This window comes from Hyalangium sp., assembly GCF_045802625.1.
Taxonomy (GTDB): domain Bacteria; phylum Myxococcota; class Myxococcia; order Myxococcales; family Myxococcaceae; genus Hyalangium.
In genome coordinates this window covers 13151-28890 of record NZ_JBJMQP010000118.1, presented here as the reverse complement: position 1 = coordinate 28890, position 15740 = coordinate 13151, and the positions used below count along the sequence as shown (strand labels likewise).

Below are 15740 nucleotides of genomic sequence, written 5' to 3'. Positions count from 1 at the left end.
AGACACACCATGAACGGACTCAACAAGACACTCCTCCAAACCGCGCTGCTGGCGGTGACCTTGTGCGCGCTGCCGGCCCTGGCCGGCCCGGATACCTACGGGCTGGGCACTGGCAAGGACGGCGTGCCCACGATCAGCGCGGCGAACACCCTCATCAACGTCTACGCCCCGCTGACGGCATCGGCATCGGCGGGAGCCACCTCCATCACGGTGGGCGCCGCCACCCCCGCCAGCCCCGTGGTCCCCAACAAGCCCTTCGCTACGGGTGACCTGGTGCTGATCATGCAGATGGGCATGGCGACCACGCCTGCCTCTGGCGGCGCCGCGTCGGTGGACATCACCAATGACGCGGTGGCGGGGTCTGTCGGCCGCTATGAGTTGGCCCGCGTCACCTCGATGTCCGGCTCGACGTGGGGCCTGGATGTGCCGTTGGTGAATTCGTACGCGGCCAACGTCACCCAGGTCATCCGGGTGCCCGAGTTCACCACGGTGTCAATCGCCAACGCGACTCGTGGTCTTACCGCGCTCGCTTGGAATGGGAGTGTCGGCGGCGTGGTGGCCTTCCTGGCCAGCGGTGCAATGATGGATTTCGGCACCATCGACGTTCGCAAACTGGGCTACCGAGGGGGAGCGGCTGTGGCTGACCCCAACGGCACGATGGGGTGCACGAACCCGGACGAGCCTGCTCCGGCGGGCGCTCAGAAGGGCGAGGGTGCTGGAGTGACGGCCTCGGGCGCCACGGGAACTGGGCGCGGACGGCTCCTCAACGCTGGCGGTGGCGGTGTGTGCTCCCTGTCGGGTGGCGGTGGTGGAGGCCATGGTGGCGCGGGTGGCCAGGGTGGCAACACCGACAAAACCGAGCTTCCCAGTGGGAACAGGCCGGTGGGGGGCGAAGGAGGAGCCCAGCTCGCCTATCCCATGACCGAGCGCCTCTTGATGGGAGGCGGTGGTGGCGCGGGGCACTCGACCGACGTCGCGGGTGGCAACGGAGGCGGCATCATCTTCATTCGCGCCGCCTCGCTCTCGGGAACGGGAAACTTCTTTGCCAACGGCACTTCGGCCAACAGCGCCACGAATGCGGCCAGCGGCGGAGGTGCGGGCGGTTCCGTCTATCTGCGGTTTGCCGGAACTGCGATATGCGGCACCATTCAAGTCAACGGTGGCGTGGGTGGCAACGGTGGCAGCAGCGACGTCGGGCCGGGCGGCGGTGGCGGCGGCGGCCGGGTTTTCTTGCAGGACAGTTCCCCCGGCTCCTGCGGCGCGTCCAACATCCAGGTTACCGGTGCGAGTCCTGGCACCCAGTTGGATTCGACCATCCCGGATAAGTCCTATGGAGCGACGGCGGGTGCTAATGGCAACTCGACGGTCCTGACGACCGCCTTCCCCGCCACCATGCCCGTGCCGGTGGTGACGACCCCGGCCAATGGCTCCACGACCAACAACAACAAGCCGGTCCTCTCCGGCACGCTCGCGGCGACCGGCCCTGCCGGGACTCAGGTCACCATCTACGTGGATGGGGTCGCGGTGGCGACCGTCACGCCGACTGGCACTGCCTGGACGTTCACTCCCACGGTTGCCCTGGCGGACGGCAGCCACACGGTGAACGCCGTGGCGGTCAGCACCGCCAACGCCGTGCAGAGCACCAAGAGCAACACCAACACCTTCACGGTGGACGCCACGCCGCCCGCGGCGCCGGTAGTTCTCACGCCGGCCAACGGCTCGAGCACCAACAACACCAAGCCGGTCTACACGGGCACGGCGGAGGCCAACAGCACCGTCAAGGTGTATGTGGACGGCGTGGCGGTGGGCACCACCATCGCGACTGCGTCGGGCATCTGGAGCTTCACTCAGCCCACGGTCCTGCCTGAGGGCCCGCACGACGTGAAGGCCACGGCCACGGATGCCGTTGGCAACGTCAGTGGTTTCTCCAACACCAACACCTTCACGGTGGACACCACGCCGCCCGCGGCCCCGGTGGTGAATACGCCCCCGGACGGCTCGCGCACCAACAACCCCCTGCCGCTCTACTCCGGTACGGCCGAGGCGGGCACCACCGTCACCGTGTACGTGGACGGTGTGGCGGTGGGAGTCACCACCGCGTCCGCGACGGGCACCTGGAGCCTGGTACAGCCCACGGCGCTGCCGGACGGGGCGCACACGGTGAATGCCACCGCGACGGATGCCGCCAGCAACGTCAGCCCCACCTCCAACACCAACAACTTCGTCGTCGACACCGTGCCGCCGCTGCCACCGCTGGTGCTCACGCCCACCGATGGCTCGGTCATCAACACCAACACGCCGGACTACACCGGCAACGCCCAGGGCGGGGCCGTCACCGTCACCGTCTACGTGGATGGCACGCCGGTGGGCGTCACCTCGGTGATTGGCGGCTCGTGGACCTTCACCCAGCCCTTCCCGCTGGCGGATGGGGTGCACACCGTGTGGGTCTACTCCACGGATGGCGCGGGCAACGTCAGCCCCATCTCCAACACCAATACCTTCACCGTGGACACCATGCCACCGGCACCTCCGGCGGTGTTCACGCCGGCCAATGGCTCGCGCACCAACAACCCCAAGCCGGCCTACACCGGCATAGCCGAGGCCAACAGCACCGTCACCGTGTACGTGGACAATGCGGCGATGGGGAACACCATGGCGGACGGCTCCGGCAACTGGAGCTTCACCCAGCCCACGCCGCTGGCGGAGGGCTCGCACTCGGTGAAGGCCACGGCCATCGACACCGTTGGTAACGTTAGTGGCTTCTCCAACACCAACACCTTCACGGTGGACACCACGCCGCCCGCCGCTCCGGTGGTGAGCACGCCGGCCAATGGCTCGCGCACCAACAACACCAAGCCGGTCTACACGGGCACGGCCGAGGCCAACAGCAGCGTCACCGTGTACGTGGACAACGTCCTGGTGGGCACCACCATGGCGGATGCGAGCGGCAACTGGAGCTTCACCCAGCCCACGGCGCTGTCCGAGGGCTCGCACTCGGTGAAGGCCACGGCCAAGGATGCCGCTGGCAATGTCAGTGCCTTCTCCAACACCAATACGTTCACGGTGGACACCACGCCGCCCGCCGCTCCGGTGGTGGTGGCGCCCGCCAATGGTTCCACGACCAGCAACACCACGCCGGCCTATACGGGCACGGCCGAGGCCAACAGCACCGTCACCGTGTACGTGGACAACGTGGCGGTGGGGAACACCACGGCGGACGGCTCCGGCAACTGGAGCTTCACCCAGCCCACGGCGCTGCTTGAGGGCTCGCACTCGGTGAAGGCCACGGCCACCGATGTCGCTGGCAACATCAGCGTGTTCTCCAACACCAACACCTTCACGGTGGACCTCACGCCGCCCTCGGCCCCGGTGGTGCTCACTCCGGCCAACGGCTCCACGAGCAACAACACCACGCCGGCCTATACCGGTACGGCCGAGGCGGGCAGCACCGTCACGGTGTATGTGGACAACGTGGCGGTGGGGACCACGACAGCCAACGCCTCGGGAGCCTGGAGCTTTACCCAGCCTACGGCGCTGTCTGAGGGTTCGCACTCGGTGAAGGCCACGGCCAAGGATGCCGCTGGCAACGTCAGCGTGTTCTCCAACACCAATACGTTCACGGTGGACACCACGCCGCCCGCGGCCCCGGTGGTGGTGGCGCCTGCCAATGGCTCGCACACCAACAACACCACGCCGAGCTACACGGGTACGGCCGAGGCCAACAGCACCGTCACGGTGTATGTGGACAACGTGGCGGTGGGGACCACGACAGCCAACGCCTCGGGCGCTTGGAGCTTCACCCAGCCCACGGCGCTGTCCGAGGGCTCGCACGCGGTGAAGGCCACGGCCAAGGACGCCGCTGGCAACGTCAGTGTGTTCTCCAACACCAACACGTTCACCGTGGACGTCACCGCCCCCTCGGCTCCGGTGGTGCTCACGCCGGCCAACGGCTCGCGCACCAACAACACCACGCCGACGTATTCCGGTACGGCCGAGGCGGGCAGCACCGTCACGGTGTATGTGGACGGCACGGCGGTGGGGACCACCACGGCCAACGCCTCGGGAGCCTGGAGCTTCACTCAGCCCACGGTGCTGCCCGAGGGCTCGCACACCGTGAGTGCCACGGCCATGGACGCCGCCGGCAACACCAGCGGCAGCTCCAACACCAACACCTTCACGGTGGACCTCACGCCGCCCGCGGCTCCGGTGGTGGTGGCGCCCGCCAATGGCTCGCGCACCAACGACACCACGCCGGCCTACAGCGGCACGGCCGAGCCTGGCAGCACTGTCACCGTCATCGTGGACGGCTCGACGGTAGGCACCACCACGGCGGACTCGAGCGGCAACTGGAGCTTCACGCCCACTGCGCCGCTGGCGGAGGGCTCGCACACGGTGAAGGCCACGGCCACGGACGTGGCGGGCAACACCGGCCCCAGCTCCAACACCAACAGCTTCATCGTGGACACCACGCTGCCCGCGGCCCCCGTGGTCCTCACGCCGGCCAACGGCTCGCACACCAACGACACCACGCCGGCCTACAGCGGCACGGCCGAGGCGGGCACCACCGTCAAGGTGTACGTGGACAACGTAGCGGTGGGCACCACCACGGCGGATGCGAGCGGCGACTGGACGTTCACCCAGCCCACTCCGCTGGCGGAGGGCGCGCACTCGGTCAGCGCCACGGGCACGGATGCAGCCGGCAACACCAGCGGCAGCTCCAACACCAACACGTTCAACGTGGATGTCACGGCTCCGTCGGCCCCGGTGGTGAGCACTCCGGCCAATGGCTCGCACACCAATGACACCACGCCGGCCTACAGCGGCACGGCCGAGGCCGGCAGCACCGTCACCGTCATCGTGGACGGCGTGACAGTGGGCACCTCCACGGCGGACAGCTCGGGCAACTGGAGCTTCACGCCGACCACGCCGCTGGCGGACGGCTCGCACACGGTGAGCGCCACCGCCACGGACGCCGCCGGCAACACCAGCCCCTCGAGCGCCACCAACACCTTCACGGTGGATACCTCCCTGCCCTCGGCGCCGGTGGTCCTCACTCCGGCCGATGGCTCGCGCACCAACGACACCACGCCGGCGTACACCGGCACGGCCGAGGCCGGCAGCACCGTCACCGTCATCGTGGATGGCTCGGCGGTGGGCACCACCACGGCGGCCGCGAACGGGAGCTGGAGCCTCACGCCGGCCACGCCGCTGACCGAGGGCTCGCACACGGTGAGCGCCACGGCCACGGACGCCGCCGGCAACACCAGCCCCTCGAGCGCCACCAACACCTTCACGGTGGACCTCACGCCGCCCGCGGCCCCGGTGGTGAGCACGCCCGCCAACGGCGCGATCATCAGCGACAACACGCCGACCTACACGGGCACGGCCGAGGCGGGCAGCACCGTCACCGTCATCGTGGACGGCACGGCGGTGGGCACCACCATGGCGGACAGCTCGGGCAACTGGAGCTTCACGCCCATCACCGGCTTGTCGAACGGCTCGCACACGGTGAAGGCGACGGCCACGGACGTGGCGGGCAACACCAGCCCCGAGTCCAACACCAACACCTTCACGGTGGACGCCACGGTTCCCACCACGCCGGTCATCACCGGTCCCGCGGACAACACGGTGACCAGTGACAACACGCCGACGTTCACGGGCACCGCGGATCCGAACACCACCGTCACGGTGATCCTCAACGGCAACCCGGTGGGCACCGCCACCGTGGACACCACGGGCCACTGGACGTTCACGCCGGCCACGCCGCTACCGGATGGCCCGTACACGCTCACCGCCACCTCCACGAGCGCGGCTGGCAACGTGAGCCCGGCCTCCAGCCCCGTCCACTTCACCGTGGACACGGCGGTGCCAGACACCAGCATCGTCTCCGGTCCCTCCGGCGACACCGACAGCCCGAGCGCCACGTTCGACTTCAGCTCCACCGAGAGCGGTGTGACGTACGAGTGCAGCCTCGACGGCGCGGCCTTCACCGCGTGCTCGGATCCCTTCAGCCTCGAGGGCTTGGCCGACGGGGAGCACACCCTCGAGGTCCGCGCTCGCGACAGCGCGGGCAACGTGGACCCGACTCCCGCCACCGCCACTTGGAACGTGAAGACGGCGTCTTCGGGCAGCGACATCAACTTCCGCGGCGGCGGCGTGGGCTGCGCCTCCACGGGCGCTGGTCCGTCGGCGCTGGGGATGATGGGTCTGGCGGTGCTCGCGGCGCTGATGGCTCGCAAGCGCCGGCAGTAGGGCCTCACGGCCTGCCCTCTCCTCCCGAGAGGGCGGGCCCCGGCGGCCTGGAGTCCCGAGCTCCAGGCCGACTCATGGGCTGTCTTTGTGGCCGGGCTTCTCCGGGCGCTTCCGAGAGGGAGAGCCCGAAGGCTCTTCATGCGATGTTGCAGGTCCTCATCCTGGCGTACCCGGCTTCGCGGGAGTCTGCGGGGAGGATTCTGGGGAAGGAGCACCCCCGGGGGGCGTGGCGGGTGGGGGCGAAGGAGATGAAGCGGGTGGGGGAGGCGGGGGCGTGCCGGAGCCCGGCTCCGGCGGCGGAGCGGCAGGTGAGGGTGTTTGCTCGGGTGAAGGAGGGCTCGGGCTGGGAGGGGAGGCCACTGGCGGTTCGCCTCGCGGTGGCGGGGCCTCGGCCACCACCTCGCCTTGGGGGGTGACTGCGTACGCATAGTTCCCGTCGAGAACGCGTCCGCTCGGGCCACCGCACCGATCAAAGCGTTGGCCCAGCACCACGTAGTACAGGCCTGGCGTCGGGCCGGTGAAGACGGCGACATCCAATCCCTGCTCGGGACTGGAGCATCCCTGGAAGAGCCTTGGAAAGGGGTTGGTTCTCACCATCTCGCGGATGGCGGCCGCTGCGGCGAGCGCGGCTGCCGCCTCGGTGGCAGGGATGATGGTCTTGACCGATTGCTCGTCCTGCTCGGTTTCCGGCCACTTCACCGTTCCCTTCCAAGAGGCAGCGGGCCTGACACAACCCGGCAGCATCGCTGCGAACGCAGCCAGCGCACACACCTTGATCATCTCTCTCCTCCATCGCACCCGGCACCGGGACTCTGGGCGCCGCATCTCATACTCCAGGCGTCCCTTAAGCCTTGAGTCTCTCTTGCTTGGACGTCGCCACATGCCAAGCGTCTACTCGCGCAGCAGTTGCAGAGATCCATCACGACATCGAGGCAAGGCCAGTCCAACCAAAGTGGGGCCGCTTGGGGCGCAGGTACCGAGAGTGACCCAGCGAGTCCTGGCGTGACTCCACTGTTGAACCTCGCCCGTGGGAAACCAGCGCAGGAAGACGCGCGTGCCGTCCTGGCGCTCCGCCACCAGCGCCGAGGCCACCTCGATGGCCGTGTTCTTGTAAACGGCCGGAGCCGGGTTGCCTGGATACAGGCGGACTTCCGCCATGGCCACAAGGGGTTTGAACGCGTCCGTAGGCCATGCACCGAGATCATCCGAGGAGGGAGGCGCGGCGCAGAGATGGTTGTGGACGTACCCCACGATCCATATCTGCGAGGGGGGATAGTCGTCATCCTTCACCTCGAAGAACGGCTGGCATTTCTTGTGGGTTCCCACGATGGGCTCGGACACCCGCCAGGACAACGAATCGCGGTCTCCGGCCACATAGACCGTCGAGCAGTACTCCGTGGACAGGCCCACGATGGGCCGCTGCGCCTGCCAGTCACACACCTTGGTGCCCGGGAACTTGAGCAGTGCGTCCGCGACATCTCGAAGCAAGGAGATGGGGATGGAGGTGTCCCCCGTGGGCATCTCGACGGAGGGCACGTCCGACCACGGTCCGCGAGGGATGGGTGCGTCTTGAGCCGTCATGTTGGCCGGGGTCGGAGTTGCGCACGCTGCTCCGAGCAGAAGGAGCGGAAGCAGAGCTTTCATGGTCTCGAAGGGACGGGGCAAAGGTGGTGCGGCACGCCTGCTGGCTTCGCGAGCCTAATACCACCCCAAACTCCAGGTCGTCTCATGTGGGATAGTGCATGTCTGGTCGCAGGCCCGGGGGCCAGTTGAGGGTCCTCGGTGACCCCTTTCCTGATTCTTGCGCTCCCTGTGTGGGACCCGGTGGGGTAGTCTCGAAGCGTTCTGACACGCAGTGCCATGGCAGCCCTCGGGCGGCCGAGACCCTCCCCTGATGAGTGCCTCCAGTCCCCTCTTCGGTGACCTCCTGCTCAAGCTGGGCATTGTCTCGCCCAGTCAGGTGCAGGAAGCGCTCGCGCTCCAGGCCCTCACCGGCCAGCGCGTGGGCGAGGCCCTCATCTCCCTGGGCTATGTCACCCGCGAGCAGATCCAAGACGCGCTCGGCGAGGCGCTCGGGCTCAACAGCAACCGCACCGCCGCGCACCCGCCCCTGGGCGAGCTGCTGGTGGGCATGAAGTACATCACCCTGGGCCAGCTCGAGGAGGCGCTCGCCTTCCAGCGCAAGGATGGGCGCAAGCTCGGAGAGATCCTCGTCGAGCTGGGCAACTGCACCTACAAGCAGATTTATGAGGCCCTCAGCCTGCAGGGCCGCATCTCCGGGCGCCAGGAGCCGCCGCGGCCCGCCACCGAGGGCAAGCACCGGGTGATGGTGGTGGATGACAGCCCGCTGGCGTGCGCCTTCGTCCAGGAGGGCCTGGAGGCGCTGGGCTACGAGGTGCTGTGCTTCGACGATCCGTACAAGGCGCTCGAGCAGGTGAGCAAGGTGCAGCCGGCCATCGTCCTGACGGACCTGGACATGCCCGGGCTGGACGGGGTGGAGCTGTGCCGGCGGCTGAAGGATGGGCCGGTGCGGCAGATCCCCGTCATCATCCTCACCGCCAATGATGGAGAGACCGAGCGCGTGCAGGGCCTGCGCGCCGGCGCGGACGACTACGTCAACAAGTCCGCCTCCATGGACGAGCTGTCCGCGCGCATTGAGAGCGTGATGCGCCGCACGGGGGAAACCGAGCGCATGCGCAAGCTGTTCGCGCGCTACACCTCGGACGCGGTGGTGGAGGAGATCCTCAAGAGCCCGGACACGGTGGTGCTCACCGGCGAGAAGCGCGAGGTGACGGTGCTCTTCGCGGACATCCGCAACTTCACCGGGCTGGCCGAGAGCCTCCCCCCCGAGCAGGTGGTGGGCGTGCTCAACCAGGTGCTCGGGCGGCTGTCGGACGCGGTGCTCACGGCTGGGGGCACGCTGGACAAGTTCCTGGGGGACGGGCTGATGGCGGTGTGGGGCGCGCCGGTGCACCGCTCGGATGACGCGCTGCGAGCGCTCCAGGCCTCGAAGATGATGATGACGGCCATGGAGGAGCTGCGCGTGCACGCGGCGGCCGAGTGGGCCATCAACCGCAGCGACGGACAGCCGCTGGTGCTGGAGCTGGGCATCGGCATCAACTCGGGCGTGGTGGTGGCGGGCAACATCGGCGGCGCCATGCGCACCGAGTACACGTGCATTGGCGACGCGGTGAACGTGGCCGCACGATTGTGCGCCATCGCTGGCCCGGGAGAGATATTGGTAGGAGAGCGCACCCGCGAGCTCGTCCAGGGCCGCGAGATGTCGTTCGAGGACCTGCCGCCGGTACGGCTCAAGGGCAAGCAGCAGCCCGTGCCGCTCTACCGCGCGCTGTGAGAGACGTTGCGAGACACCATGAGTGACACGAAGAAGGCCCGGCGCCCCAGCCCGGCCCGGCTGCTGCTGGGGATCGCCATGGGGGTGTGCCTGGCCGTGGCGCTGGCGGTGGTGCAGTTCAGCCGCAAGCCGGGCGCCTCCTGGGCGCGCATCCACGCGGACGTGGCGATGATCGACGCCGCCCTGCAGAAGTACAAGGCCGACCACGGCGCCTACCCCGAGGAGAACGACACCCTGGAAGTGCTCGTGCCGAAGTACCTGCCCTCGCTGCCGATGGATCCGTGGGGCCGGCCGTACATCTACGAGAACAATGGCAAGAAGCCGCTGGTCATCACCTTGGGCAGCGACGGCGAGCGCGGCGGCGACGGGGACGAGCAGGACCACCATCAGCTGGATGGCCACGTCCGCTGAGTGAGCGGGTAGGGGCTCGCTGAGCGGCCGGGCGGGCCAGGGCTCCACATGCCGGCTCCGTGCCGGCCATGCTGGGCCTTCGCACCCTGCGCGCGGGGCCCCGCCGTCGCCTGTCCCTCCCTGGGATGAGCACCCTGTATCTGCGTCGGGACACTGCGGAGGCGTGGGCTCCCACGTGTTCTCCCAGTAAGCCCGAGTGCTCGCGGGAGGTCGCCATGCCCATCGTCTGTGTCACGAACCTGTCCCCCCCGTCGGTGAGAGCAGGGACCACGGCGGCGGCGCTGGCGGTCCGGCTGGGCGAGCCCCTGGCGCTGTACGGCGTGGTGGAGCAGGAGGGCCCGAGCGGAGAGGGCGCGCGCACCCTGGCGCCCTGGCGTGAGCGCCTCGAGGCCGAGGCCCTGCGCCTGACGGGCCTGGGAGCCTCGGTGTATTCGTTGCGGACCTCCCAGCTCGAGGAGGTGATCAGCGACGAGGAGTGCCGTCAGGCCCGCTGGGTGGTGCTGGCCTCGGAGGGGTGGCTGGCCCCCCACTGGCGTCGCGCCGCGGTGCCCGAGCGCCTGGTGCGCCGCGCCTGTGCCCCGGTGCTGGTGGTGCGCAACAACGAGGGGGCGCTGGGGGAGTGGGCGCAGGGCCGGCGGCGGCTGCTGGTGATGGTGGGCGTGGACGCGTGGGACGAGGGGGATGCGGCCGCCACCTTCCTGCACGCGCTGCGCGAGGTGGGGCCGTGTGATGTGATTGCCACGTACGTCTGCTCGCCGGTGGAGGAGCGCGAGCGGCTGGGCATCCACACCCCCGTGCGCGTGGAGCTGTTGGATCCAGTGGTGCGCGGCATCCAGGCGCTGGACCCCCAGGTGGAGCAGGTGCTGCTGCGCGAGCTGCGCGAGCGCGTGGGCGAGGTGCCCGGAGAGGGGAAGGTGGAGCTCCACCTGGAGTCCGGCTATGGGCGGCGCTCGGATCACCTGCTGCACGTGGCGCACGAGCGCGGGGTGGATCTGGTGGTGGTGGGCACGCACCAGCGCATGGGCCTGCAGCGGTGGTGGCACGGCTCGGTGTCCGAGGGCGTGCTGCGGCAGGCCGGGCAGTCCATGGTGTGCGTGCCCTCCACGCAGGCGCGGCCTCGCAGGCTCTCGCCTCCGCGCACCGTGCTGGTGCCGGTGGACTTCTCCGAGGCGAGCCTCCGGGCCCTGGCCCAGGCCCGCCTCATGGTGAGCGAGGGCGGGCGAGTTCACCTGCTCCACGTGCACGAGCGGCGGCTGGGAGACCCGGCCTTCGCGGACCACTACGGCGTGCTGCCCGAGCCCCCCGGCGAGCACGAGCAGGTGCTGCGCCGGCTGGAGGCGCTGGCGCCCATGGGGGAGCAGGGCGTGCGCTGGAGCGTGGAGGGCGTGAGCGCGGCGGACCTGGCGCTCGCCGTCTGCCAGGCCGCCGAGCGCGAGGGCGTGGACCTGGTGTGCGTGGCCGCCAGGGAGAGCCGCCTGGGCAGGGTGGCGGGGCTGGCGCGCGAGCTCATGGAGCGCTGCCGCCGTCCCGTCCTGGTGGTGCCCACCCCCCTGCGGAGCGGAGAACCCCGGGGGTGGGCCCCGCAAGAGGCCCACGACGGGTGAAAATCCGCCCTGCCTGGATTTCCGAGGCCGGAAAATCGGCCTGATACACGCCCGTGGTATTCGACGGACAACCCGTTGGGGCGTTAGACTGAGCCCGACCTCTTTTTCCGGGAAGGAAGGTCTGACGTGTTGATACCCCGCGGCTATCGCGAAGAGGAGCTGGTCACCAACCGCGCTTCATTGCTGCTCTACGGGGGGACGGAGGAGGAGCGGCGTGCGTGGGCGCATGAGGCGGCACATCACTTCGAGCATGAAGGCGCGCTGCTCGAGGTCCGTCAGGCGGCGGAGCTCATTGAGGCGCTCAAGCGCCCCAAGGGCGTGGTGTTCGTCTCGGACGTGTCCAAGCTGAGCTACGAGGCACAGGGTCAAATCCTCCGGTGCCTGCTTCAGGAGGAGCGGCCGAAGGTGGTGCTGGGGGTGATGGGCTCGGCTGATTCCGCGCTGGAGCGCGGCACGCTGCGCGAGGATCTTCACTACCGGCTGCACCAGGCGCAGGTGGACCTGGCGGCGCCGGGGCTGCGCGAGGTGCTGAAGAAGCGCTGGGCGGAGCTGGCGGAGCGGCGCGCGGCGAAGGAGGCGGCCCAGCGCGAAGCGGCTCAGCGCGAGCGTGAGGCGGCCTCGGTGCGCAAGCCCGGCACGGTGACGAGGCTCTCGCCGCAGCAGCGCAAGGTGCAGGCCGCGAAGGCGGCGCCGCGCAAGGCCAGCCGCCGGTAGGCCGTTTCGGAAGCGAGGCCCTCCGCGCCCTCAGCCCTGGCGCGGGTGGACCCGCAAAAAAGCCACGAGCCCGGTGAGGAAGTCCTCCCGGGCCCGCGAGTTGGAAAGCTTTGTCTGTCTCTTACGGCTGGAGCGGCAGCACCACGGTGTGGAAACCGCCCGCCACGTACTGGAAGCCGAACCTCTCCGAGCGCTTCACCACCGCGTCCAGGTTCGTGTAGCCCACCAGCATCTTGAAGCCCAGCTTGCGGGTCTCCTCGATGAGGGCGGCGACGATGGCATCCACCGCCTGACTGCGCACTTCCTTGTCCAACCCCGGCGCGGCCACCAGCGTCTCCAGGAACGCCAGCGAGCTGTCCGTGCTGTACACAAAACCCGCGCACTTCCCAGGAATGATGAAGCCCGTCTTGGGAAGTGCTTCGGGGACCATGTCCTCGTTCCAGACCTGCAGCCAGGAGCGGAGTTGCTCGAAGTGCAGCTCTGGAACAAAGCGGATGGGCGTCATGAGCACAGCTTAGTTGAGCACCATCTGCGCCATGCGGTGCGCGGTGAGCTCCTGCACGTTCTGCAGGCCCTTCTCGGTCAGGCCCTTCTCGGCGGTCTTCTTGATGAGGTCGCCGACGATGTCGGTCACCTTGCCCTGGCCGGTGACGGCGTTCAGCGCGCCGCTGAGCAGGCTGTTGCCGCCCATGCCGTCCATGATGCCGCCCAGCGCGCCGCCGGCGAACTTGCCGAGCACGTTGTTCATCAGGCCGCCAGCGCCGCCGGGGATCAGGCCCGACGCGGCGCCGAGGGCAGCCTGCAGCGGGTTCTTGCCCTGCAGCATGCCGCCCACGAAGCCAGCGGCCGCGCCCAGCAGCGGGTTCACCGCCGTGAGGATCGGCTGAACAACCTGGAGAACCTTGCCGAAAATCTTGCCAATCTTGCCCATTGTAGACTCCTGATTTGTGGGGGCCGCTGTGCGGCCCGCGATGTGTCTGACAAAGGAGTTATCGCGTCCACCCGGCGAGGGTTGCGTGCCCGGTGGACAAAAAAGAACCGCCCGCGAAAGTCCTTTGACTTCAAGGACTTGGCGGGCGGTGAGCGGTCTGATCCAGAGAAATTCGGCGGGTAATCCGGCCCGGATTCCGGCCGGGGCCGTGGATCAGGGAGCCTTCTTGGGGTTGCGCGAGGTGGAGGCGTCCTCGGGGGCGCCCTTGGGGGTCTCCGCGGTGCCCAGCGCCGTCTGGTAGCGCTGTTGCGAGGAGTCCTCGGCGTAGCCATCGCGCTGGTGCGCCGGGCTGATGACGACCTCGCCGCGGGCGATCGACTGGATGTAGTCGTGGATCTCCATGGTGGAGGGGATGGACGGATCCCTCGCCTTGAGCTCCGCGTCGGTGACGACGTAGACCTCGGGCGGCTTCTCGGGGTTCTGCGCGTAGTCGAGGATCTTCTCCACGTAGGCGGTCAACGAGAGCTTCAGCAGCTTGGCCTGCTTGCGCACCTCTTCGTTGGCCATCAGCTCCTCGCGGACCTCCTCCACGGGACGCCGGAGCTTCTTCTGGGGGGCCGCCGCGGGAGCCGCTTCAGCCGTGCCGGGCTTGGCGTCGGGAAAACCATTGTCTTCGGGCATGGGGATCTCCAGGGTTTGGCGGGATGATAGCTCGACCGCCGCACCGAGTCCTCGCAGATTGAGGATCCCCCTGCATGTGTCCCCGGCCGAGGCCGTCCTGGGAGGGCCCGGGACGGCCTGCGTGGCTGCCTCCGAGGGGAGACCGCGTATGGATCAGCGGCCGGTGTGGCGGTGCTTCTGGCCGCGCTTCACCTTGAAGCCGGGCGCCGCCGCCGCCTTCGAGCGCTTGGGCGCCGCGGTGGGCATCGTCTTCCGGCCCGCCTCGCGCAGCATCACCGGCGAGGCCTCGGAGTCAGCGGTGGTGCGGCGGGCCTTCGGCACCGGGCTGGCCGTGCGAGCCTTGGCCCCCGAGGTCTTCTGAGCCTTGGCCGCCGAGGCCTTCGGCGTGGCCTTCGGCATCTCCGCCGCGGACGCCTGAATGTCGGCCATGGGCTCCTCGGCGACCGGGGCCTTGGCCGGGCGCCGGCCGAGCTTCTCCTGAAGCTTGTCTACCGTCTTCACCGCGGCGACGGTGGTCTCCACCAGGGCCCGCGCTCCGCGGGTGCCGGCCTTGGCCGCCACCTGGACACCTCGCGTGCTCACCTTCTCCGCCGCCTTCTTCACCTTGTCCACCAACCCACGCCTGAGTGTCGCCATGTCATCCCCTGGATAAAGGAAGCTGTTGCGCTTCGCCGGAAGGTATCCACGAGTTGTCCAATGGGAAGCGGGGACAGCCTGTCCGCGTGCTGTCAGACTTGAAGAGAGGGCCCAGGATGAGCGACTCGCGGCTGGAGCTGGTGCAGGGCGACATCACCAAGGTGACGGCGGACGCCATCGTCAACGCGGCCAACTCGGCGCTGCTGCCCCAGGTGGAGAAGGTGACGGTGGTGCTCTTCACGCCGTGGGATCTCGAGGTCTACCGGCGCGCCCTGGCCGGAGAGCCCGAGCCGGAGGGCGGGCTGGGGCGATGACTCCTCCGGAGCGCCGCACGCGGGGGAGGACCTCGCGCTCCCGGCTGCTGGCGCTGGATGCGTACCTGTGCCGGTGCGAGCGAGCGCTGCTGGAGCGCCACGAGGGCGAGTGGCGCGAGGCGGCCTTCCTGGACGTGGGCTTTGGCGAGCACCCGTGGACCACCCTGGAGAGCGCCGAGGCCTTCCGCGAGCTGAACCCCACGCTGCCCGTCATCGGCGTGGAGGCGGAGGAGGGCCGGGCCGCCTCGGCCATGGGCCACGAGGATGCGCTCACGCGGTTCCGCCACGGAGGCTTCGGCTGGGCGAGCACGGCGGGGCAGCCGGTGAGGCTCGTGCGGGCGATGAACATCCTGCGCCAGTACCGCCCCGAGGACGTGGAGACGGCGCACGCGGAGCTGGGCCGGGCGCTGCTGCCGGGCGGCCTGGTGGTGGAGGGCAGCACGGACACCCGAGGCGGCATCACCGTGGCCTACCTGCTGCGGCGCACCCCCGAGGGCCTCACCCGCGAGGCGCTGCTCTTTCACACGGACTTTCACCAGGGCTTCGCGCCGCTGCTCTTCCGGGACTGGCTGCCCCGGGACTTGCGCCGCCGGGTGCAACCGGAAGAGCCCATCCACGCCTTCTTCACCGCGTGGACGGCGGCCTGGAACGAGGCTCGGCAGCACGGCGCGTGGGAGCCCAAGAGCGCGTTCCGCGAGAGCGCGCTCCGGCTGGCCGCCGCCTCCGGAGCCGTGAGCACCGACGCGTGGCTGCTGGAGCGAGGCTACCTGCGCTGGCAGCCCCCCGGGGGTGTTCCCCGCCCGACGGACTCCCCACCCGCGGGATAGAGGCCCCTCTCCCTA

12 protein-coding genes are annotated in these 15740 nt (G+C 69.3%); 7 read left to right on the top strand and 5 right to left on the bottom strand.

Going from position 1 to position 15740, the window contains the following annotated elements:
* Positions 1 to 9: 9 nt before the first annotated feature.
* On the top strand, positions 10 to 6252 hold the full coding sequence (gene agmC, locus ACJ8AT_RS22050; RefSeq protein ID WP_407739770.1) for an adventurous gliding motility protein AgmC: 6243 nt from the start codon (positions 10 to 12) through the stop codon (positions 6250 to 6252).
* An 891-nt stretch (positions 6253 to 7143) separates the two neighbouring features.
* Here the strand turns inward: agmC and ACJ8AT_RS22045 are convergent.
* Positions 7144 to 7833, bottom strand: a complete 690-nt coding sequence (locus ACJ8AT_RS22045; protein WP_407739769.1) for a hypothetical protein — start codon at positions 7831 to 7833, stop codon at positions 7144 to 7146.
* A gap of 313 nt (positions 7834 to 8146) precedes the next feature.
* On the opposite strand from ACJ8AT_RS22045, the gene ACJ8AT_RS22040 reads away from it, so the two are divergent.
* The 4 genes from ACJ8AT_RS22040 (at position 8147) to ACJ8AT_RS22025 (ending at position 12336) form a co-directional block, all read left to right on the top strand.
* Positions 8147 to 9607: a response regulator gene (locus tag ACJ8AT_RS22040; RefSeq protein ID WP_407739768.1), complete on the top strand. Its 1461-nt coding sequence runs from the start codon at positions 8147 to 8149 to the stop codon at positions 9605 to 9607.
* A gap of 18 nt (positions 9608 to 9625) precedes the next feature.
* On the top strand, positions 9626 to 10018 hold the full coding sequence (locus ACJ8AT_RS22035; RefSeq protein WP_407739767.1) for a type II secretion system protein GspG: 393 nt from the start codon (positions 9626 to 9628) through the stop codon (positions 10016 to 10018).
* A gap of 215 nt (positions 10019 to 10233) precedes the next feature.
* A complete protein-coding gene (locus ACJ8AT_RS22030) occupies positions 10234 to 11622 on the top strand; it encodes a universal stress protein (protein WP_407739766.1) in 1389 nt (462 codons plus the stop codon).
* A 129-nt stretch (positions 11623 to 11751) separates the two neighbouring features.
* Entirely contained in the window at positions 11752 to 12336 is a 585-nt protein-coding gene (locus ACJ8AT_RS22025) for a Fis family transcriptional regulator (protein WP_407739895.1), read from the top strand.
* 121 nt (positions 12337 to 12457) lie between these two features.
* Here the strand turns inward: ACJ8AT_RS22025 and ACJ8AT_RS22020 are convergent, their stop codons facing one another.
* The 4 genes from ACJ8AT_RS22020 to ACJ8AT_RS22005 form a co-directional block, all read right to left on the bottom strand.
* On the bottom strand, positions 12458 to 12841 hold the full coding sequence (locus ACJ8AT_RS22020; protein WP_407739765.1) for a hypothetical protein: 384 nt from the start codon (positions 12839 to 12841) through the stop codon (positions 12458 to 12460).
* Between the two features lie 9 nt (positions 12842 to 12850).
* Positions 12851 to 13267, bottom strand: a complete 417-nt coding sequence (locus ACJ8AT_RS22015; RefSeq protein ID WP_407739764.1) for a hypothetical protein — start codon at positions 13265 to 13267, stop codon at positions 12851 to 12853.
* A 213-nt stretch (positions 13268 to 13480) separates the two neighbouring features.
* Positions 13481 to 13948, bottom strand: a complete 468-nt coding sequence (locus ACJ8AT_RS22010) for a hypothetical protein (RefSeq protein ID WP_407739763.1) — start codon at positions 13946 to 13948, stop codon at positions 13481 to 13483.
* A 153-nt stretch (positions 13949 to 14101) separates the two neighbouring features.
* Complete coding sequence (locus tag ACJ8AT_RS22005) at positions 14102 to 14584, bottom strand: hypothetical protein (protein WP_407739762.1); 483 nt, start codon at positions 14582 to 14584, stop codon at positions 14102 to 14104.
* Positions 14585 to 14700: 116 nt separating this feature from the next.
* Between ACJ8AT_RS22005 and ACJ8AT_RS22000 the strand changes: the two genes are divergently transcribed.
* Positions 14701 to 14898 (top strand): hypothetical protein, encoded by a 198-nt coding sequence (locus tag ACJ8AT_RS22000; protein WP_407739761.1) that lies wholly within the window; start codon positions 14701 to 14703, stop codon positions 14896 to 14898.
* Positions 14895 to 15725 (top strand): methylase, encoded by an 831-nt coding sequence (locus tag ACJ8AT_RS21995; RefSeq protein ID WP_407739760.1) that lies wholly within the window; start codon positions 14895 to 14897, stop codon positions 15723 to 15725. The genes ACJ8AT_RS22000 and ACJ8AT_RS21995 overlap by 4 nt, the downstream gene beginning before the upstream one ends.
* Positions 15726 to 15740 lie beyond the last annotated feature (15 nt).